This is a genomic window from Geodermatophilus sp. SYSU D00691, assembly GCF_054050275.1.
Genome location: NZ_JBJGYZ010000007.1, coordinates 20,041 through 39,070 on the forward strand (window position 1 = coordinate 20,041; position 19,030 = coordinate 39,070).

Genomic DNA, 19,030 nt, shown 5'->3' on the forward strand with positions numbered 1-19,030 from the left:
AGGCCGCTCGCCGCGCGCCGTCTCTGACTAGCCTGGGCGCGTGGCGGCGAAGCGCGCGGAGCGACTGGTGAACCTGGTCATCGCCCTGCTCGGCACGCGCCAGTACGTGACCGCCGCTCGGATCCGGGCCACGGTGCCCGGCTACGAGCCCGACGACGGCACCGAGCGCGCCGACGAGGCGTTCAAGCGCATGTTCGAGCGGGACAAGGCCGAGCTGCGCGAGATGGGCGTGCCGCTGGAGACCGGCCGCACCAGCGTCTTCGACACCGAGGACGGCTACCGCATCGCCCGCGCCGACTACGAGCTGCCCGAGATCACCCTGACCGGCGAGGAGGCCGCCGCCGTCGGGCTGGCGCTGCGGCTGTGGGAGTCCGCGCAGCTGGCCGGCGCGGCGCACAGCGCGCTGGTCAAGCTCAAGGCGGCGGGCCTGGACGTCGACACCGGCCGGGCGATCCCGCTGCAGCCGCGGCTCGACGCCGGGGAGCCCGCCTTCGAGCCGGCCTACGCCGCCGCCCGCGACCGGCGGGTGCTGGAGTTCGACTACCGCCGTCCCGAGGACACCACCCCGGCCCGCCGCCGGGTCCAGCCGTGGGGCGTCGTCGCCTGGCACGGCCGCTGGTACCTGGTGGGCTTCGACCTCGACCGGCAGGCGCCGCGGCAGTTCCGGCTCTCCCGCGTGGTGGGCACCCCGTCGGTCGTCGGCCCGCCCGACGCCTTCGAGCCGCCGCCCGACGTCGACCTCGCCGAGATCGTCGCCGGCCAGGTGTCCGGCGAGGAGCACCTCGTCGTGGTCCGGGCCCGGCCGGGGACGGCGATCGGCCTGCGCCGCTGGGCCACCTCCCTGGGCCCGGCCGACGACGGCGACGACCGCCTCGAGCTGCGCACCGCCGACCCGCAGGGGCTGGCCGACCAGCTGGCCTCCTTCGGCGCCGACGTCGTGGTCGAGCACCCCGCGGAGGTCCGCCGGGCCGTGGTCGAGCGGCTCACCCGGCTGGCGGCGATGGACGGGGGAGCGGCATGAGCACCCCGTCGACCGCCGACCGGATGACCCGGCTGCTCACCCTGGTGCCGTACCTGCGCGCCCGGCCCGACGGGGTGCCGCTGGCCGAGGCGGCCCGCGACTTCGGCGTGCCCGAGCGGCAGCTGCGCCGCGACCTCGAGCTGCTGTGGATGTGCGGGCTGCCCGGCTACGGCCCCGGCGACCTCATCGACCTCTCCTTCGAGGGCGACCGCGTCAAGGTGGTCTTCGCCGCCGGCATGGTCCGCCCGCTGCGGCTGACCACCGACGAGGCGGTCGCGCTCATCGTCGCGCTGCGCACGCTGCTGGAGCTGCCCGGCCTGGCCGAGCGGGACGCGGTCAGCCGCGCGCTGGCCAAGGTGTCCAGCGCCGCCGGGCACGCCGCCGAGCGGGTCACCCCGGTGGCGGTCAGCGTCGACGCCCGCGAGCAGGCGCTCGCCGTCGTCCGGGAGGGCCTGGAGCGCAAGCGGGCCCTGCACCTGACCTACTACGTGCCCACCCGCGACGAGCGCACCCAGCGCACCGTCGACCCGATGCGGCTGCTGCTGGTCGACGGCAAGTGGTACCTGGAGGCGTGGTGCCGCCGCGCCGAGGGCGTGCGGCTGTTCCGGCTCGACCGCGTCGACGACGTCGAGGTGCTCGACGAGCCGGCCGCGCCGCCCCCGCAGGCCCACGAGCGTGACGTCGAGGGCGGCGTCTACCAGCCCGCCCCTGACTCGCCGGTCGTCCGGCTGCGCCTGGCGCACGGCGCGCGCTGGGTGGCCGAGTACTACCCGGTGGAGGACGTGCGCGAGGTCGACGACCCGCCGGGCGGCCTGGCGGTCACCGTCCGCACCGCCGACCTGGCCTGGGCCCGGCGGCTGGTGTCCTTCCTGGGCGGCGCGGCCACGGTCGACGAGCCGGCCGAGCTGGCTGCGCAGGTCGCCGCCGACGCCCGGGCGGCGCTGCGCCGGTACACCGACGACGCCCAGCCGGCACCCCGCCCGGCTGGCTAGGGTCGGTCCCGTGCTGCTCCTGGTCGTCTGGATCGCCGTCGGCGTTCTCGCGCTGGTCGTCCTGGGTTCACTGGCGTACCTGACCCTGGGGGCGCTGCGCCGGCTGGGCCGGGAGGCCGAGGCGCTCGACCGGGAACTGCGGCCCGTGCTCGAACAGGTCCAGCAGACCTCCGCCCGCGCCGCCGAGGCGCGCGGCGGGGCGTCCGACTGACCGGTCCGCGCCTCGTCGCGGCGTAGCATCGCCCCTGCCCGCCCACCCCTGGAGGACCCGATGAACCTCGGCCCCGTGGAGATCGGACTGATCGTCCTGGCCGTCCTGCTGCTCTTCGGGTACAAGAAGCTGCCCGACGCCAGCCGCTCGCTCGGCCGCTCGCTGCGCATCTTCAAGGGCGAGATGAAGGGCATGAAGGAGGACGACGTCCGCACCAGGGACGCCGCAACCACCACGCCGGTCACCGGCGAGGTCGTGCCGCCGGCCACCCCGTCGTCCGGCGACCTCTCCAGCCGGCTGGCCGCCGAGGCCGCCGACGCCGAGGCGAGGGCCGCCGAGGCGCGAGCCGCGGAGCTGCGCGCGCGGGCCGAGCAGGCCCGCGTGAGCGACGGCCGCCCCTGACCGTCCCGGAGGGACGACGACCGACGTGAGCGAGGGGGCCCGGCCGCGCCGACGGCGCCGTCCGCCGCGGGATCCGGCGGCGACGATGTCGCTGATCGCGCACCTCAAGGAGCTGCGCAACCGCATCGCCGTCGCGCTGCTGTTCATCCTCGTCGGCACCGCCATCTGCTTCTGGTGGTACGACCACGGCCTCGGCGGGTTCATCCGGGCGCCCTACTGCGGGCTGCCCGACGACCTGCGCTACGGCGACGCCGGCGGGGACTGCGGGCTGCTGGTCACCGACGTCTTCGGCGGCGCGCTGATCCGCCTGAAGATCGCCTTCATCGCCGGCGTGGTCGTCTCCGCCCCGTTCTGGCTCTACCAGCTGTGGGCGTTCGTCACCCCGGGCCTGAAGAGCAACGAGAAGCGCTACGGCATCGTCTTCGTCGCCGTCTCCAGCCTGCTGTTCGCCCTGGGCGCGGTGCTCGCCTACGTCTCCCTGTCGGCGGGCCTGCGGCTGCTGCTGGGCCTGGCCGGGGACGGCGTGGTGGTCGCGCTGACCGCGCAGGACTACATCGGCTTCGTCATCTCCCTGCTGGTCGCCTTCGGCGTCAGCTTCGAGGTGCCGCTGCTCGCCGTGGCGCTGAACCTTGTCGGCGTCCTGTCCTACGCGGTGCTGAAGAAGAGCCGGCGCTGGATCTTCTTCCTCACCATCGTGTTCGCCGCGTTCATCACGCCCACGCAGGACCCGTTCACGATGCTGCTGATGGCGCTGCCGATGTGCGTGCTGTTCGAGGTGGCCATCCAGATCGCCCGCTTCGTCGACCGGCGCCGCGCCCGCCGCGACGCCGCCGAGCACTTCCACGACCTGTCCGACGACGAGGCCTCGCCGCTCGACGCGCGCCCCTCGTCGGTGGACGCGGGCCCCTCCCGGCTCGACGAGCCGGCCGGCGTCGACCAGCCGACGTCGACGCGCGGCTGAGCGCCGCCGACCCGCCGGTGGACGTCGCCGTCCTGGTCCCCCCTGCCGCCGGCCGGGGCCGGGCGCGCGCGGCCGCGCACGGCGTCCTCGGCGCGCTGCGCGCCGCCGGCCTGGAGCCGCGGGTGCTCCCGGCCACCACCCGCGCCGCGGCGGAGCAGCAGGCGGCGCAGGCCGTCGCCGCCGGCACCGGCGCCGTGGTGGCGGTCGGCGGGGACGGCGCCGCGCACGCCGCCCTGCAGGCGGTCGCCGGCACGACCACCCCGCTGGCGGTCGTGCCCGCCGGCACCGGCAACGACCTGGCGCTGGCCCTCGGCGTCCCGGTGGAACCGGTCGCCGCGGCGCACGCGGCGGCGACCGACCTCGTCGAGGGGCGGACGACGACCGTGGACGCCGGGCGCACCGGGGACCGCTGGTGGGCCACCGTGCTCTGCTGCGGCTTCGACTCGGCGGTCACCGACCGGGCCAACCGGCTGCGCTGGCCGCGCGGGCGCCGCCGCTACGACGTGGCGATCCTCGCCGAGCTGGCCCGGCTGCGGCCGCACGCTCTCACGCTGACCCTCGACGGCGAGCGGACCACGGTGCCGGCCACGCTGGTCGCCGTCGGCAACACCCCCTGGTACGGCGGCGGCATGCGGGTGTGCCCGGGCGCCGACCCGGCCGACGGCCTGTTCGACGTCACCGTCCTCGGCCCGGTGTCCCGCCGCGAGCTGGTGCGCTCCCGTCCGCTGCTCACCGCGGGCACGCACGTCGCGCACCCCGCCGTCACGGTGCACCGCGCCCGCCGGGTGGAGCTGGCCGCGCCCGGGGTCACCACCTACGCCGACGGCGAGCCGGTGGCGCCGCTGCCGGTGACCGCGGAGTGCGTCGCCGGCGCCGTCCACGTCGTCGGCGCCGGCCGCACCGCGGCCCGCCCGCTCTGACCCGTCCCGCGGCGCCGCTGGCCGCGCGGTGCGCGGCGCGGGGGACGACCACTCGGCGCGGTTCGGCCGCGGACGCCTAACGTGGAGGACATGTCCAGCCCTGCGGAGCGGTACGCGGCCGCACGGCGGCGCACCGCCCACCCCACGCTCGCCGACTTCACCGCCGAGCTCGGCTTCTCGCTGGACCCCTTCCAGGTCGAGGCCTGCGAGGCCCTCGACGAGGGCGCCGGCGTGCTCGTCTGCGCGCCGACCGGCGCCGGCAAGACCGTCGTCGGGGAGTTCGCCGTCCACAAGGCCCTGGCCGAGGGGCGCAAGGCGTTCTACACGACGCCGATCAAGGCGCTGTCGAACCAGAAGTACAACGACCTCGTCGACCGCTACGGCGAGAAGCAGGTCGGCCTGCTCACCGGCGACAACGCCATCAACGGCGACGCCCCCGTGGTCGTGATGACCACCGAGGTGCTGCGCAACATGCTCTACGCCGACTCCCCGGCGATCGACGGCCTCGGCTACGTGGTCATGGACGAGGTGCACTACCTCGCCGACCGGTTCCGCGGCGCGGTCTGGGAGGAGGTGATCATCCACCTGCCCCAGTCGGTCACGCTGGTGTCGCTGTCGGCGACGGTGAGCAACGCCGAGGAGTTCGCCGACTGGCTGGTGACCGTCCGCGGCCACACCAAGGTGGTGGTCAGCGAGGTCCGGCCGATCCCGCTGTGGCAGCACATGCTGGTCGGCGGCCGGGTGTTCGACCTGTTCAGCCTCCGCCCGGCCGCGCACGCGGGGGAGCAGGGGCTGGAGCCCCGCGCCCGCTCCACCCGCGAGCGCGGCGCGTCCGTCGTCGACCCCGAGCTGGTCCGCTTCGTCCGCGAGCACGAGCGGCGGGTCGAGGGGTGGGACGGCGGCGGCAACGGCCGCCGCGGCGGCGGGTTCAGCCACCGCCCCCGCTACCGCCCACCGTCGCGGTCCAGCGTGGTGGAGCGGCTGGACCGGGCCGGGCTGCTGCCGGCGATCACCTTCGTCTTCTCCCGCAACGGGTGCGACCAGGCGGTGAGCGAGTGCCTGCGGTCGGGGTTGCGGCTGACCGACGAGGCCGAGCGCGCCGAGATCGCGCAGATCGTCGACGAGCGCACCGGCTCGCTGCCCGAGGAGGACCTGCACGTCCTCGGCTTCTGGGAGTGGCGCGAGGGCCTGCTCGCCGGGCTCGCCGCGCACCACGCCGGGCTGGTGCCCGCGTTCAAGGAGACCGTCGAGGAGTGCTTCGTCCGCGGCCTGGTCAAGGCGGTCTTCGCCACCGAGACCCTCGCCCTGGGCATCAACATGCCGGCCCGCACCGTCGTCCTGGAGCGGCTGGTCAAGTGGAACGGCGAGGCGCACGTCGACGTGACGCCGGGGGAGTACACCCAGCTGACCGGCCGGGCCGGGCGGCGCGGCATCGACGTCGAGGGGCACGCCGTCGTCGTCTGGGCGCCGGGCATGGACCCCGAGCTGGTCGCCGGGCTGGCCAGCACCCGCACCTACCCGCTGCGCTCGTCGTTCCGGCCCAGCTACAACATGGCGGTCAACCTGGTCGGCTCGTTCGGCCGCGCCCGGGCCCGCGAGCTGCTGGGCTCCTCCTTCGCCCAGTTCCAGGCCGACCGGTCGGTGGTCGGCCTGGCCCGCTCCGCCGCCCGGCACGAGAAGGACGCCGAGCGGTGGGCCGAGGAGATGGCGTCGGAGGCCGGCGACGTGGCCGGGTACGCGCAGATCCGCCGGGAGATCGCCGACCGCGAGAAGGCGCTGTCCCGCGACTCGCAGGCCAAGCGCCGGCAGGAGGCCGCCGAGGCCCTCGCCGCGCTGCGGATCGGCGACGTCATCCGCGTGCCCTCGGGCCGCCGGCAGGGGCTCGCCGTCGTCCTCGAGCCCGGGGTCACCGACCTCGCCGAGCCCCGGCCGCTGGTGCTCACCGAGGACCGCTGGTCCGGCCGGCTCTCGGCGGTCGACTTCCCGACCCCGGTGACGGCGCTGGCCCGGGTGCGGGTGCCGAAGAACTTCAACCACCGCAGCCCGCACGCCCGCCGCGACCTCGCCTCGACGCTGCGCAACGCCCGGCTGGAGAACGACCTGGGCGCCCGCCGGGTGAAGGGCCGCTCGGCCGCCGCCGACGACCCGGTGCTGGCCGACCTGCGCCGCGCGCTGCGCGCCCACCCGGTGCACTCCCTGCCCGACCGCGAGGAGAAGGTCCGGCTCGCCGAGCGCTGGTACCGCGCGGTCAAGGAGGCCGACGCCCTGCAGCACCGGATGGCCGAGCGCACCGGCTCGCTGACCCGGCAGTTCGACCGCACCTGCGACGTCCTCGAGGAGCTCGGCTACCTGGTGCCCGAGACCGCACCCCTGGTCAAGGCCGACACCGAGGTCGTCCCCGCGGTCGACGACGTCCCGGTCGTCACCGCCGAGGGACGCCGGCTGGCGCGCATCTGGTCGGAGGCCGACCTGCTCGTCGCCGAGTGCCTGCGCGCCGGTGCCTGGCGCGGCCTGGGCGCCGCCGAGCTCGCCGCCGCCGTCTCCGCGCTGGTGTTCGAGGCCCGCCGCGACACCCCCGGCCAGCCGGCCGTCCCCGCCGGCAAGGTGGCCGGCGCCATCGCCGAGATGCGCCGCATCCGGCTGCGCCTGGAGGAGGTCGAGTCCGACCACGGCGTGCCGCTGACCCGCGACCTCGACCTCGGCTTCGCCTGGGCGGCGTACCGGTGGGCCGACGGGCAGAGCCTCGACCGGGTGCTCGCCGGCGCCGAGATGGCCGGCACCGAGCTCTCCGGCGGCGACTTCGTGCGCTGGGCCCGCCAGCTCGTCGACCTGCTCGACCAGCTGGGCAAGGTGGCCGAGGAGCCGGTGGCCGCCGTGGCGCGCAAGGCGGTCGAGCGGGTGCGCCGCGGGGTGGTCGCGGTCGCGGTCGGCGGCTGACCTGCGACGCGCTTGCCCTTCCGGAACGCGTCCGTAGGGCACAATCCCCACGCCTGCGCGCACGCAGGCACCGGAGAGAGCGCGACCAGGAGCGACGATGACCTACCCACCGCAGGGTGGCAGCCAGCCGGGACAGCCCGGGCAGTACGGACAGCCGGGGCAGTACGGCCAGCCGCAGCCGGGCGGGTACGGGCAGGGCTATGGCCAGCCGGGCCAGCCGGGGCAGCCCGGCCAGTACGGGCAGCCGCAGTACGGCCAGCCGCAGCCGGGCGGGTACGGGCAGCCCGGGCCGCAGTACGGCCAGCCCCAGCCGGGCGGGTACGGCCAGCCCGGCCAGCCCGGCCAGCAGTTCGGGCAGCCCCAGTACGGCCAGCCCGGGCAGCAGTACGGCTCGCCCTACGGCCAGCAGAAGCAGTCGAAGACCGGGCTGATCGTCGGCCTCGTCGTCCTGGCCCTGGTGATCGTCGCCGCCGCGGTGATCCTGCCGCTGACGCTCGGCTCCACCGTGCTCGACCCGCAGGCCACCGCGAGCGACGTGCAGAGCCAGTTCGAGCAGCGCGAGGGCGTCGCCGTCGACCTGACCTGCGACGACGACATGAAGGTGGAGAACGGCGCCACCTACTCGTGCAGCGGCACCACCGCCGACGGCGAGGACGTCACGCTGACCATCACGATCACCGACGAGGACGCCGACCCGCCGGCGTACACCTGGTCGGAGTCCTGACCCGCCGGCCGGCGGGCCCGCTCAGTCGAGCGCGTCCGCCGGCCAGCCCAGGGCGGCACCGAGCCGGCGCAGCGGCGACTCGAGGTTGTGCCGCTCGGCCAGCGCCGCCAGCGTCCCCGGGTCGACCGGCGCCGCCGGCAGCTCGCCCTCGACCGGCGGCAGGTCGATGTGCCGCTCCACGGCCACGACCACCGGCGCGGCGTCGAGGTAGTCTGACGCGGCGAGCAGCTTCTTGAGGACGGCGCCGGTCAGCGGCGGCTTGGGGACGACGGTGCTCGCCACCGCCCGCCGGATGCCGGCCAGGTCCCCGAACGCCGTCACCAGCGCCGCCGCCGTCTTCGCGCCCACCCCCGCCACGCCGGGCAGGCCGTCGCTCGGGTCGCCGCGGAGCACCGCGAAGTCGGCGTACGCCCGTCCCGGGATGCCGTACTTGCTCTGCACGGCCGCCTCGTCGACCACCTCGATGTCGTTGATGCCGCGGGCGGTGTAGAGCACCCGCACGCCGCGGGAGTCGTCGACCAGCTGGAACAGGTCGCGGTCGCCGGTGACGACGTCGACCGGCCCGCGGGCGCGGGTGGCCAGCGTGCCGATGACGTCGTCGGCCTCGAAGCCCGGGGCGCCGACGCGGGCGATCCCGGCCGCGGCGAGCACGTCGACCAGCACCGGGACCTGCGGCGACAGCTCGTCGGGCACGACCTCCTCGGCGCCGTCGGGCGCCAGCCGGTGCGCCTTGTACGACGGCAGCGCGTCCACCCGGAACTGCGGCCGCCAGTCGTCGTCCCAGCAGGCCACCAGCCGGCTGGGCCGGTGCGCGGTCACCAGCCGGGCGGTCATGTCGAGGAACCCGCGCACGGCGTTCACCGGCCGCCCGTCGGGCGCGGTGACGCTGGTGGGGACGCCGTAGAAGGCCCGGAAGTAGAGGCTGGCCGCGTCCAGCAGCATGGTGGTCACGCCAGCGGACGGTAGCGGGCTGGTAACGGCTGCGGAGATCTCCTCCTCCGTGTGGTTGGCTGCCGGACGTGGGATCCGTCGTCGTTCCGCCCGGCCTGGTGAGCACCGACCGGCTGCACGCCGCGCGCGACATCGCCGGCGAGCTCGGTCTGGACGTCGTCGTCGTGACGCCGGGCTCCGACCTGCGCTACCTCTGCGGGTACTCCGCGCACGCCATGGAGCGGCTGACCGCGCTGGCCGTGCCGGCGCACGGCGAGCCGTTCCTGGTCGTGCCCCGGCTGGAGGCGCCGATGGTCGGCGCGAGCCCGGCCGGCGGGCTCGGGCTGGACGTGCTCGCCTGGGACGAGACCGACGACGCGTTCGCCCTGCTGGCCGCCGAGGTGACCGCCCGCCTCGGCCGGGCACCCGCCCGCGTCGCCGTCGGCTCCCGGACGTGGGCCGAGCACGCGCTCGGCGTCCAACGGGCGCTGTCCGGGTCGGCGCTGGAGCTGGCGAACCCGGTCGTCGACCGGCTGCGGATGGTCAAGAACCCGGCCGAGGTCGAGGAGCTGGCCGCCGCCGGCGCGGCGATCGACCGGGTGCACGCCCGGATGGGCGAGTTCCTGACGGTCGGCCGCACCGAGGCCGAGGTGGGCGCCGGCATCGCCGCGGCGATCCTCGCCGAGGGCCACGTGGGGGTCGACTTCACGATCGTCGGCTCGGGCCCGAACGGCGCCAGCCCGCACCACGACGTCTCCGGGCGGGTCGTGGCGGCCGGGGACGTCGTCGTGGTGGACATCGGCGGGGAGACGGCGACCGGCTACCGCTCCGACTGCACCCGCACCTACGCGGTGGGCGGGGCGCCCGGCGCCGAGGTGGACGAGTGGTACGGCGTGCTGCAGCAGGCGCAGGCGGCCGCGACCGCCGCCGTCCGCCCGGGCGTCAGCGCGCAGGAGATCGACGCCACCGCCCGCCGGGTGATCACCGACGCCGGCTGGGGCGAGTACTTCATCCACCGCACCGGCCACGGCATCGGGCTGGACACCCACGAGGCGCCCTACATCGTCGAGGGCAACGACCTCGCGCTCGTGCCCGGGATGGCGTTCTCCGTGGAGCCGGGGATCTACCTGCCGGGCCGCTGCGGCGCCCGCATCGAGGACATCGTCGTCTGCACCGAGGACGGCGTCCGGACACTGAACGGCGGACCTCGTGAGCTCGTCGTCCTCCCCGGGTGAGCCGGGCAGCGCCTCGGCCGACGTCGACCGGGCGCTGCTCGCGGCGCTGGCGCGCGACGGCCGGGCCAGCTACACCGAGCTGGCCGAGCGGGTCGGCCTGTCGGTCTCGGCGGTGCACCAGCGGGTGCGGCGGCTGGAGCAGCGCGGGCTGATCACCGGCTACCGGGCGACGCTGGACGCCAAGCAGCTCGGGCTGCCGCTGACCGCGTTCGTGTCGATCACGCCGATCGAGGCGGCGCAGCCCGACGACGCCCCCGCCCGGCTGGCGCACCTGGCGGCGATCGAGGAGTGCCACTCGGTGGCCGGGGTGGAGAGCTACATCCTCAAGGTGCGGGTGGCCTCGCCGGACGCGCTCGAGGCGCTGCTGCAGGAGATCCGGGCGGCGGCCAACGTCACCACCCGCACGACCGTGGTGCTGTCGTCCTTCTACGAGCACCGGCCGCCGATCTGAGATGGCCCTCCGCAACGCGCTGACCAACCGGGTCGCCAACCCGGTGCTCCGCCCGCTGCTGCGCTCGCGGGTGGCCGGCCGGCGGCTGGGCCGGCACCTGGCGGTGATCCGCTACACCGGCGCCCGCACCGGGGAGCCGCACGAGCTGGTGGCCGGCTACGCCCGGGCGGGGGACGTCGTGTGGATCTGGGTCGGCGGCGCGGAGGTCAAGCGCTGGTGGCGCAACTTCCGCAGCCCGCGCGAGGTGGAGCTGTGGCTGGCCGGCGAGCACGTGGCCGCCCGCGCGGTCGCCGTGGAGGGCGCGCAGGAGCCGGAGCGGTGCCGGGCGGGCGTGGTGGCCTACACCGCCGGCATCCCCGGCGGGGCCCGGGCGATGCGCCTGCGCGGCGAGCCCGCCGAGCTGCCGGACCAGGCGCTGCGCGGGATGGTGCTGGTCCGGGCCGAGCCGCGTAGCTGACCGCCGCGCTGGACACCCGCTCGAACGTGTGTTCGGATGACTCGCATGCGGTGGGACGCGCAGCGGCTGGACCTGGTGGACGACGGGTCGCTGCCCGGCATGCCCTCGATCCGCGGCCTGCTGCGCAGCGTCCAGGTGCCGGAGTTCCCCGGGGTGACGCTGCACGAGGTGCGCAGCCGCAGCGCCCTCAACGCCGTCCCACCCGGCTCGCCGATGCCGTTCCAGTGGACCATCAACCCCTACCGCGGCTGCGCACATTCGTGCGTGTACTGCCTGGGCGGGGACACGCAGGTTCTGCTGGCCGACGGGAGGCAGCGCGCGATCGCTGACCTGACGGTGGGTGAGCACATCATTGGCACCGAGCGGCGCGGGACCTACCGGCACTACGTGACGACCGTCGTGGAGGCGCACTGGTCGACGGTGAAACCGGCCTACAGGGTCACGCTCGAGGACGGGACCGAACTCATAGCCAGCGGAGACCACCGGTTCCTCACGCCGCGAGGCTGGAAACACGTGGTCGGCGCCATGGCGGGTCCCGGTCAGCGGCCGTACCTGACGACGAACGACAAGTTGATGGGCTTCGGTCGGACGGTGCCGCCCGCCGAAGTCTGCGAGGACTACCGACGCGGTTACCTGTGCGGAATGGTCAGGGGCGACGGCCACCTGAAGACATACCGGTACGAGCGGGCGGGGCGAACCCACGGCGACGTCCACCGTTTCCGCCTGGCCCTCGCTGATGACGAGGCCCTGCACCGTGCGCAGGACTACCTCGCACAGGCAGGTGTGCACACGGACCGCTTCGACTGCGCAGCAGCCACGACCGAGCGTCGGGCCATTGCCGCCATCAGGACCTCGGCGGCAGCCGCGGTCGCGCACGTGGCGGACCTCATCGAGTATCCGACTCAGGCCTCGTCTGCCTGGCAACGAGGCTTCCTCGCCGGCATCTTCGATGCCGAGGGCAGTCGTAGCCAGGGCGTGCTGCGGGTGAGCAACACCGACGCGGAGATCCTGGCTCGGACGCAGTCGGCGCTTGCGGACTTCGGGTTCGACTCCTGCGTCGAGCAGCGCGGTCTCGCGAACGGCCTCGCCACGGTCCGAATGCGCGGTGGGCTCAGGGAGCACATGCGGTTCATCCACCTCGTGGATCCCGCCATCAGACGCAAGTGCTCGGTCGAGGGCGTCGCTGTGACGAGCGATGCTGCGCTCGACGTCGTGGCGATAGAGCCGCTCGGAATCGAGATGCCCATGTACGACATCACGACCGGCACCGGTGACTTCATCGCCAGCGGGGTGATCAGCCACAACTGCTTCGCCCGCAAGACGCACGAGTGGCTGGAGCTGGACAGCGGCAAGGACTTCGACACGCAGATCGTGGTGAAGACGAACCTGGTCGAGGTGCTGGAGCGGGAGCTGGCCCGGCCGTCGTGGCGGCGCGAGCACGTGGCGATGGGCACCAACACCGACCCGTACCAGCGGGCCGAGGGCCGCTACCGGCTGATGCCGGGCGTCATCCGGGCGCTGGCCCGCTCGGGCACGCCGTTCTCGATCCTGACGAAGGGCACGCTGGCCCGCCGGGACGTCCCGCTGCTGGCCGCGGCGTCCCGCGACGTGCCGATCGGGTTCGGCGTCTCGATGGCGATCTGGGACGACGACCTGCACGCCGCCCTCGAGCCGGGGGTGCCCAGCCCGCGGGCGCGGCTGGAGCTGGTCCGCACGCTCACCGAGGCCGGGCTGCCGTGCGGCGTCTTCCTCGCGCCGGTGCTGCCCGGCCTCACCGACGACGAGGAGTCGCTCGACGCCGCGCTGGCCGCCGTGGCCGCGTCGGGCGCCACCGGGGTGACCGTGCTGGCGCTGCATCTGCGGTCCGGGGCGCGCGAGTGGTTCCTGGCCTGGCTCGCCCGCGCCCACCCCGAGCTCGTCCCGCGGTACCGGCAGCTCTACCGCCGGGGCGCCTACGTGCCGGCCGAGTACCGCGACGAGCTGACCCGCCGGGTGGCACCGCTGCTGGCCAGGCACGGCCTGGACCGGCAGCGCGGCGGCTCGGCCCGCGGGGTCGACGGCGAACCGGTGCGCGGGCTGCCCGGCGACGGGCAGGGCGCGTTCCCCGCCGGCAGCCTCCCGGCGGTGCGCCGCCCCGACCCGCCCGAGCAGCTGGCGCTGTGCTGAGCCGGCCTCAGCCGGCCATCCGGTGCAGCCGGTTGACCGCGCGGGCGGCCCGCACCGCGCCGCGGGCGGAGACCGGCGGCGCACCCGCCGCCAGCGCCAGCCGGCGGTAGGAGTCGTAGGACAGCACGGCGTACTCGGCGGCCAGCGCCTCGGCCCACGCGCGCCGCGAGGGGGCGGCGGTGGCGCGCAGGTGCTGACCGGTGCGCACGGCGTGCTTGGCGAAGGTGACCTGCAGGGCCTGCGTGGACAGCTGCCCGCCCACCCGGGACCCGAAGCCCGGCCCGCGGCGCAGGGCCGGCAGCACCCACGGGCTGGCGGCCAGCACGGGGTAGCGGGTGCGGACCTCCTCCCAGGCGTGCCAGGCGGTCAGCGCGCCGGAGACCGACCAGTCGCCGTCGTCGGTGCGCACGAGCAGCCGCCGGGCGGTGGCGTGCACCTGGTCGCGGCGCAGCTCGCGGAACTGGCCCACGGTGCCCGGCCAGCCCAGGGCTAGCGCGCACCACGCCACCGTGCGCAGGTGCTCGGCGTCCTCCCGGCGGATCTGGGTGAGCGGGCGCAGGTCGAGGGTCTGCGGTGTGGGCTCCGGCGTCGGGATCGTGGGCAGGGCCAGCCCGCCGTAGCGGGCGACCTTGCCGTAGAGCGCGACGGTGGCCGGCTTCCAGCCGCGGGCCGCGACGACCGGGTCGAGGCCGGTGGCGGCCAGGTCGTCGGGCCCGAGGCCGAGCTCGAGCGCCGCGTCGACCAGGCGCCGCCACTGGGCCTCGTAGCCCTCGGGCGGCGCGATGCGGCGCCAGGCCCGCTCGGGGGGAGGGGCCGGCATGTCCGGCAGGGCCTGCTGCCACGTCGCCACGCCGCAATCATACCGTTATCCCCAACAATTCTGCGATCCCCGGTCGTCGGCTTCTGCCATAGACATCGGCAGGTCCGGCGCCCTCCGGGCGCCATGGCGGCGATCGCGGGAGCCCGCGGCGCGGCGGGAGGGGGAGTGGAGGGAGCAGGCGCAGCCGGTCTCCCTCAAAGGGAGAATCCCACTTGGGCATAACGGTGCGTCGGTGCGCGATCGGGGGAGCTCGTCCTGCGCCGTCGGCCCGCTCTGGTGATCATGGGCGCGTGCGGACGGTCGGGGTCGAGGAAGAGCTGCTGGTCGTCGATCCCGACGGCCGGCCCGTGCCGCTCGGCCCCGAGGCGCTCGAGGTGGCTGCGCGGCGGGGGGAGGGCGAGACCGTCGAGCAGCACGACCGGGCCGACGACGACGGCGCCGCGGAGGGGGCGCACCTCGTCCCCGAGCTCAAGGCGCAGCAGGTCGAGCTGGGCACCCGGGTCTGCCGCACCCTCGACCAGGTCACCGCCGAGCTCCGCACCTGGCGGGCGCGCGCCGACTCCGCGGCCCGCGCCGTCGGCGCCCGGGTGGCGGCCCTGGCCACCTCCCCGGTGACCGTCGAGCCGGTGCCGAGCGAGGGGGAGCGGTACTCGCGCATCCACGACGTCTTCGGCCGGATCGCCGCCGAGCAGCTCACCTGCGGCTGCCACGTGCACGTCTCGGTGGCCGACGACGAGGAGGGCGTCGCCGTCCTCAACCGGATCCGCGTCTGGCTGCCGGTGCTCACCGCGCTCACCGCCAACTCGCCGTTCTGGCACGGCACCGACACCGGCTACGCCAGCTACCGCTCGCAGTCCTGGAGCCGGTGGCCGTCGGCCGGGCCGAACGGCGTCTTCGCCGACGCCGCCGAGTACCACCGCCTCGTCGACGACGTCCTCGCCACCGGCACGGCCGTGGACACCGGGATGGTCTACTTCGACGCCCGCCTGTCGGCCCGGTGGCCCACCCTGGAGGTGCGCGTCGCCGACGTCGCGCTGCGCGTGGAGGACGCGGTCACCCACACCGGCCTCGTCCGGGCGCTGGTCGACACCGCCGCCGCGGAGTGGCGGGCCGGCCGGCCGGTGCCCGAGGTCCGCCCCGAGCTGCTCCGGCTGGCCACCTGGCGGGCCGGCCGCTCCGGGCTGACCGGCGAGCTGGTGCACCCCCGCACCGGCCGGCCGGCGCCCGCGGCCGAGGTGGTCGGGGCGCTGCTGGAGCACCTGCGGCCGGCGCTGGCCGCCGCCGGCGACGAGCAACGGGTGGCCGACGGGGTGGCCCGGCTGCTCGCCCACGGCACCGGCGCCGACCTCCAGCGGCGGGTCCACGCGTCCTCCGGCGACCTCGCCGAGGTCGTCCGGGCCGCCGTCGCCGTCACGGCCGGGGAGCCCGCCCGGACCGCACAGGCCGCTCTCACCGAAGGCAGCTAGGGTCCGGCCATGTACACGGCCAGCACGCGCGACGTCGTCCGCCGGGACCTCTTCGGTGCCGCGCCCGATCCCCGCGACCGGCCCTACCGGTTCGTCGTCCGCCTGGCCCTGGTCGTCTTCCGGCTGTTCGGCTTCCGGTTCGACGTCCGCGGCTCGGAGCACGTGCCGACGACCGGCGGCGCCATCATCTGCAGCAACCACGTCAGCTTCTTCGACTTCACCTTCCTCGGCCTCGCGGCGCTGCCGCGGCACCGGCTGGTGCGCTTCATGGCCAAGGCCGCGGTCTTCTCGCACTGGTTCGCCGGGCCGTTCATGCGCGCCATGCGGCACATCCCGGTCGACCGCAAGGCCGGGGCGGCGGCCTTCGAGTCCGCCGTGCGGGCCCTCAAGGACGGCGAGGTGGTCGGCGTCTTCCCCGAGGCCACGATCAGCCGCAGCTTCACCGTCAAGGAGCTCAAGGCCGGCGTGGCGCGGATGGCCGTCGACGCCGGCGTGCCGGTCATCCCCGCCGCGGTCTGGGGCGGGCAGCGGATCGCCACCAAGGGGCACAAGGTGGTGCTGCGCCGCGGCGTCCCGGTGACCGTCGTCCTCGGCGAGCCGATCGTCGCCGGGCCGGGGGAGCGGCCCCAGGCCCTGCTCCGCCGCACCAAGGCGGCCATGGAGGCGCTGCTGGACGAGGCGCAGCGCAGCTACCCCGACGCGCCGTCCGGGCCCGACGACCGGTGGTGGCAGCCGGCCCACCTGGGCGGGACGGCGCCGACGCCGGAGGAGGCCGCCGAGGAGGACGCCGTCGACGCCGCCGGCCGCCGCGCGAAGCTGCCCCGGCCGCACCCCGTCGCGCGGCTCAGGAAGCTGATCGCCCGCCGCTGACCGGCGCGCCGCACCGGGCCGCGTTCGCCGCGAAGCCCTCGATCCCGACCGCGGCCCGGTGCTCGCCGAGCCGGTCGGGGTCGACGCACGGCCACGGCACCGGCACCGGGTCAGCGCAGGACGTCGCCGGCGACGTCGGTGACGATCGCCCGGAAGGTGGTGGTGTCCACCTCGTCGTCCACGGTGACACGGACGATGTCGGCGACCTGCTGCACGTCGACCGGCCGGACGGCGGTGGCGCGGGCCGAGGCCACGAGGTGGAGGTAGCGCACCCGGTCGGGGTCGCAGGCGGAGCGGGAGGAGGGGAGCCCGGAGGCCGGCTGTTGGTGCATGCGCCGACGGTAGGCAGCACCGCCCGGGGGTGAGGGGGACCACCGCCGGGGCGGACCGAACGGTCCGCCCCGGCCGTCACACCCGAACCGGTCGCCCCGGCCGCTACTCACTCCACGACCGGCGGGGCCATCAGCCGGAAGGCGTCCAGCTCGACGTCGTACCAGCGGCGCATGCGCCCGAGGTGGGTCATGCCCAGCCGCCGGCAGACGGCGACGGAGCGCTCGTTGCCCGGCCGGACCACGGCGTAGACCTCGGGCAGCCCGGCCTCGAAGGCCCGGTCGACGACCGCGCGCGCCGCCTCGGTGGCGTAGCCGCAGCCCCAGCTGTCGGGGTGCAGGTGCCAGCCGACCTCGACCTCGCCGACCCCGTTCGGCAGCGGCTTGAGCAGCACCGTGCCGGCGACGACGCCGTCGGCGCGCTCGACCGCCCAGCAGCCGAACCGCTCGTCCGCGGCGTGCACCGCCGCCCAGCGGGCCGGCAGTTCGGCCGGCGGGACGCTCGGGGTACCGCCGATCCAGCGGGTGACCTCCGCGCGGCCGTAGAGGTCGGTCAGCCGGGCGACGTCCGCCGGCGACGTCGTCCACGCGCGCAGCCGCAGCCGCTCGGTGCGCAGCAGCTCGCCGCCCGGACACGCCATCCGTTGTCGCTACCGCCGCCGCAGGGCGGGGAAACGCCGACTCAGGGGACGAGATCGGCCGCGGAGGCGGCGCGGGAGGAGGCCGCGCGCAGCTCGGCGGCCACCGGATCGACATCGCGCTGCGCCCACCAGGCCCGCCCGCTCTCCGGCAGCGTGGCGATCGGGTCGTAGTAGGTGTAGCGGCGGTCGAGGGCGTCCTCGTCGGTGCGCTCGATCCCGGTCCGGTAGTTCTTCGTCCAGTACGAGATGCCGCGCTCGCGGTCGTACTCGGCGACCTGGTGCACCCAGCGCTTGCCGACGTAGGGGACGTCGCAGACGATCCGCGGCGTGGCGAAGCCGGGCAGGTAGCCCATGATGTCGTGCTGCAGCGTCTGGGCCTCGGCCAGCGACACCCGCCAGTGCTCGGCGCTGGGGATCATGTCGCACATGTAGAAGTAGTAGGGCGTGATCGAGGCGCCGTCGAGCAGCGCGAACGACAGGTCCAGCAGCTGGGGCGCGCTCGCGTTGACCCCGCGCAGCAGCACGCCCTGGTTGCGCACGTCGCGCACGCCGGCGGCGAGCATCGCCCGCGCCGCCTCGGCCACCAGCGGGGTGACCTGCTGCGCGGCGTTGACGTGGGTGTGCACGGCGAGGGAGACGCCGCGCTCGCGCGCGGTGGTGGCCAGCCGGGTCATGCCGGCGACGACGTCGCCCTGCAGCCAGTGCTGGGGCAGGCCCATGAGCGCCTTGGACGCCAGCCGGATGTCGCGCACCGACTCGATCTCCAGCAGCCCGGCGACGAACGCCTCGAGGTTCTTGAACGGCAGGTTGGCGACGTCGCCGCCGGAGACGACGACGTCGCGCACCCCGGGCGTGGCGCGCAGGTACTCCAGCATCGCCGCCTGCCGGTCGACCGGCTTGAGCTCGAACCGGAGCTTGTCGACGGCCGGCGTGGAGTTGCCGACCAGGTCCATGCGGGTGCAGTGGCCGCAGTACTGCGGGCAGGTGGGCAGCAGCTCGGCGAGCACCTTGGTGGGGTAGCGGTGGGTGAGGCCCTCGACGGCCCACATCTCGTGCTCGTGCAGCGAGTCGCGGGCGGCGTAGGGGTGGCTGGCGGCGGCGCCGGGCAGCCGGTCGGAGGCGACCGGGAGCATGTAGCGGCGCACCGGGTCGGCGAGCAGCCGCCCGGTGGTCGGCACCTGGTCGGGGACCATCGTGTTGAGCATCTGCGGGGGCAGCAGCAGCGACATCGTGGCCCGCCCGGCCTGGTCGGCCTCGACGTCGGCGTAGAAGGACTCGTCGAGCAGGTCGCCGTAGACCCCGCGCAGCTGGCGGACGTTCTTCACGCAGTGCGCGCGCTGCCACTGGGCGCTGCGCCACTCGGCCGCGGTCACGCCGGCGAACCCCGGCAGCCGCCGCCAGTCCGGCTCGGCGAGCGGCCGGGCGGCGTACTCGTAGGGCTGCTCCAGCACGATGGGTGCCTCCTCGGGTCGGCCCGCTGTCCCCTTCGGGTGCGAC

19 protein-coding genes are annotated in these 19,030 nt (G+C 75.5%); 14 read left to right on the forward strand and 5 right to left on the reverse strand.

Annotation, left to right across the window (positions count from 1 at the left end; all coding sequences use genetic code 11):
- The first annotated feature begins 40 nt into the window (after nucleotides 1–40).
- The 8 genes from ACI797_RS06920 to ACI797_RS06955 all read left to right on the forward strand — a co-directional run bounded on the left by ACI797_RS06920 (nucleotide 41) and on the right by ACI797_RS06955 (nucleotide 8,168).
- The gene (locus ACI797_RS06920) at nucleotides 41–1,021 is read left to right on the forward strand and encodes a helix-turn-helix transcriptional regulator (protein WP_456542306.1); all 981 of its coding nucleotides are present in this window, start codon (nucleotides 41–43) and stop codon (nucleotides 1,019–1,021) included.
- Entirely contained in the window at nucleotides 1,018–2,013 is a 996-nt protein-coding gene (locus ACI797_RS06925) for a helix-turn-helix transcriptional regulator (RefSeq protein ID WP_456857865.1), read from the forward strand. The genes ACI797_RS06920 and ACI797_RS06925 overlap by 4 nt, the downstream gene beginning before the upstream one ends.
- Before the next feature lie 10 nt (nucleotides 2,014–2,023).
- Nucleotides 2,024–2,224 (forward strand): hypothetical protein, encoded by a 201-nt coding sequence (locus ACI797_RS06930; RefSeq protein ID WP_456542304.1) that lies wholly within the window; start codon nucleotides 2,024–2,026, stop codon nucleotides 2,222–2,224.
- Nucleotides 2,225–2,299: 75 nt separating this feature from the next.
- Complete coding sequence (gene tatA / locus ACI797_RS06935) at nucleotides 2,300–2,626, forward strand: Sec-independent protein translocase subunit TatA (RefSeq protein WP_456857866.1); 327 nt, start codon at nucleotides 2,300–2,302, stop codon at nucleotides 2,624–2,626.
- Nucleotides 2,627–2,651: 25 nt separating this feature from the next.
- Nucleotides 2,652–3,587, forward strand: coding sequence for a twin-arginine translocase subunit TatC (gene tatC, locus ACI797_RS06940; RefSeq protein ID WP_456857868.1), 936 nt, complete (start codon nucleotides 2,652–2,654; stop codon nucleotides 3,585–3,587).
- A gap of 17 nt (nucleotides 3,588–3,604) precedes the next feature.
- Entirely contained in the window at nucleotides 3,605–4,507 is a 903-nt protein-coding gene (locus ACI797_RS06945; protein WP_456857870.1) for a diacylglycerol/lipid kinase family protein, read from the forward strand.
- A gap of 90 nt (nucleotides 4,508–4,597) precedes the next feature.
- Nucleotides 4,598–7,444 carry a DEAD/DEAH box helicase gene (locus ACI797_RS06950; protein ID WP_456857871.1) on the forward strand — a complete coding sequence of 949 codons (2,847 nt, stop codon included), beginning with the start codon at nucleotides 4,598–4,600 and terminating at the stop codon, nucleotides 7,442–7,444.
- 97 nt (nucleotides 7,445–7,541) lie between these two features.
- Nucleotides 7,542–8,168: a DUF4333 domain-containing protein gene (locus ACI797_RS06955; RefSeq protein WP_456857872.1), complete on the forward strand. Its 627-nt coding sequence runs from the start codon at nucleotides 7,542–7,544 to the stop codon at nucleotides 8,166–8,168.
- A 21-nt stretch (nucleotides 8,169–8,189) separates the two neighbouring features.
- Here ACI797_RS06955 and ACI797_RS06960 read toward each other — a convergent pair whose 3' ends face one another.
- A complete protein-coding gene (locus tag ACI797_RS06960) occupies nucleotides 8,190–9,110 on the reverse strand; it encodes a 5'-3' exonuclease (protein ID WP_456858023.1) in 921 nt (306 codons plus the stop codon).
- A 77-nt stretch (nucleotides 9,111–9,187) separates the two neighbouring features.
- On the opposite strand from ACI797_RS06960, the gene ACI797_RS06965 reads away from it, so the two are divergent.
- From ACI797_RS06965 to ACI797_RS06980, 4 genes are read left to right on the forward strand one after another with little or no spacing between them, the layout of a single operon-like run.
- A complete protein-coding gene (locus ACI797_RS06965) occupies nucleotides 9,188–10,333 on the forward strand; it encodes a M24 family metallopeptidase (protein ID WP_456857873.1) in 1,146 nt (381 codons plus the stop codon).
- Nucleotides 10,308–10,784 carry an Lrp/AsnC family transcriptional regulator gene (locus tag ACI797_RS06970; RefSeq protein ID WP_456857874.1) on the forward strand — a complete coding sequence of 159 codons (477 nt, stop codon included), beginning with the start codon at nucleotides 10,308–10,310 and terminating at the stop codon, nucleotides 10,782–10,784. The genes ACI797_RS06965 and ACI797_RS06970 overlap by 26 nt, the downstream gene beginning before the upstream one ends.
- A 1-nt stretch (nucleotide 10,785) precedes the next feature.
- A complete protein-coding gene (locus tag ACI797_RS06975) occupies nucleotides 10,786–11,241 on the forward strand; it encodes a nitroreductase/quinone reductase family protein (RefSeq protein ID WP_456857875.1) in 456 nt (151 codons plus the stop codon).
- A gap of 36 nt (nucleotides 11,242–11,277) precedes the next feature.
- Nucleotides 11,278–13,407 (forward strand): intein-containing Rv2578c family radical SAM protein, encoded by a 2,130-nt coding sequence (locus ACI797_RS06980; RefSeq protein WP_456857876.1) that lies wholly within the window; start codon nucleotides 11,278–11,280, stop codon nucleotides 13,405–13,407.
- A 7-nt stretch (nucleotides 13,408–13,414) separates the two neighbouring features.
- On the opposite strand, the gene ACI797_RS06985 is transcribed toward ACI797_RS06980, so the two are convergent.
- Entirely contained in the window at nucleotides 13,415–14,257 is an 843-nt protein-coding gene (locus tag ACI797_RS06985) for a hypothetical protein (RefSeq protein ID WP_456857877.1), read from the reverse strand.
- Nucleotides 14,258–14,517: 260 nt separating this feature from the next.
- Between ACI797_RS06985 and ACI797_RS06990 the strand changes: the two genes are divergently transcribed.
- Nucleotides 14,518–15,693 carry a carboxylate-amine ligase gene (locus ACI797_RS06990; protein WP_456857878.1) on the forward strand — a complete coding sequence of 392 codons (1,176 nt, stop codon included), beginning with the start codon at nucleotides 14,518–14,520 and terminating at the stop codon, nucleotides 15,691–15,693.
- Nucleotides 15,694–15,702: 9 nt separating this feature from the next.
- Entirely contained in the window at nucleotides 15,703–16,563 is an 861-nt protein-coding gene (locus tag ACI797_RS06995; protein WP_456857879.1) for a lysophospholipid acyltransferase family protein, read from the forward strand.
- Between the two features lie 110 nt (nucleotides 16,564–16,673).
- On the opposite strand, the gene ACI797_RS07000 is transcribed toward ACI797_RS06995, so the two are convergent.
- From ACI797_RS07000 to ACI797_RS07010, 3 genes are all read right to left on the reverse strand, one after another.
- Nucleotides 16,674–16,895 (reverse strand): hypothetical protein, encoded by a 222-nt coding sequence (locus ACI797_RS07000; RefSeq protein WP_456857881.1) that lies wholly within the window; start codon nucleotides 16,893–16,895, stop codon nucleotides 16,674–16,676.
- A 107-nt stretch (nucleotides 16,896–17,002) separates the two neighbouring features.
- Nucleotides 17,003–17,533, reverse strand: coding sequence for a GNAT family N-acetyltransferase (locus ACI797_RS07005; protein ID WP_456857883.1), 531 nt, complete (start codon nucleotides 17,531–17,533; stop codon nucleotides 17,003–17,005).
- 41 nt (nucleotides 17,534–17,574) lie between these two features.
- The gene (locus tag ACI797_RS07010) at nucleotides 17,575–18,984 is read right to left on the reverse strand and encodes a KamA family radical SAM protein (protein WP_456857884.1); all 1,410 of its coding nucleotides are present in this window, start codon (nucleotides 18,982–18,984) and stop codon (nucleotides 17,575–17,577) included.
- Nucleotides 18,985–19,030: the final 46 nt, after the last annotated feature.

What these genes read in the sequence shown, in the direction of transcription:
- ACI797_RS06925 (WP_456857865.1), top strand. Translation starts at nt 1,018, where the DNA reads ATGAGCACCCCGTCGACCGCCGACCGGATGACCCGGCTGCTCACCCTG.
- ACI797_RS06950 (WP_456857871.1), top strand. Translation starts at nt 4,598, where the DNA reads ATGTCCAGCCCTGCGGAGCGGTACGCGGCCGCACGGCGGCGCACCGCC.
- ACI797_RS06955 (WP_456857872.1), top strand. Translation starts at nt 7,542, where the DNA reads ATGACCTACCCACCGCAGGGTGGCAGCCAGCCGGGACAGCCCGGGCAG.
- ACI797_RS06960 (WP_456858023.1), bottom strand. Translation starts at nt 9,110, where the DNA reads ATGCTGCTGGACGCGGCCAGCCTCTACTTCCGGGCCTTCTACGGCGTC.
- ACI797_RS06975 (WP_456857875.1), top strand. Translation starts at nt 10,786, where the DNA reads ATGGCCCTCCGCAACGCGCTGACCAACCGGGTCGCCAACCCGGTGCTC.
- ACI797_RS06980 (WP_456857876.1), top strand. Translation starts at nt 11,278, where the DNA reads ATGACTCGCATGCGGTGGGACGCGCAGCGGCTGGACCTGGTGGACGAC.
- ACI797_RS06995 (WP_456857879.1), top strand. Translation starts at nt 15,703, where the DNA reads ATGTACACGGCCAGCACGCGCGACGTCGTCCGCCGGGACCTCTTCGGT.
- ACI797_RS07000 (WP_456857881.1), bottom strand. Translation starts at nt 16,895, where the DNA reads ATGCACCAACAGCCGGCCTCCGGGCTCCCCTCCTCCCGCTCCGCCTGC.
- ACI797_RS07005 (WP_456857883.1), bottom strand. Translation starts at nt 17,533, where the DNA reads ATGGCGTGTCCGGGCGGCGAGCTGCTGCGCACCGAGCGGCTGCGGCTG.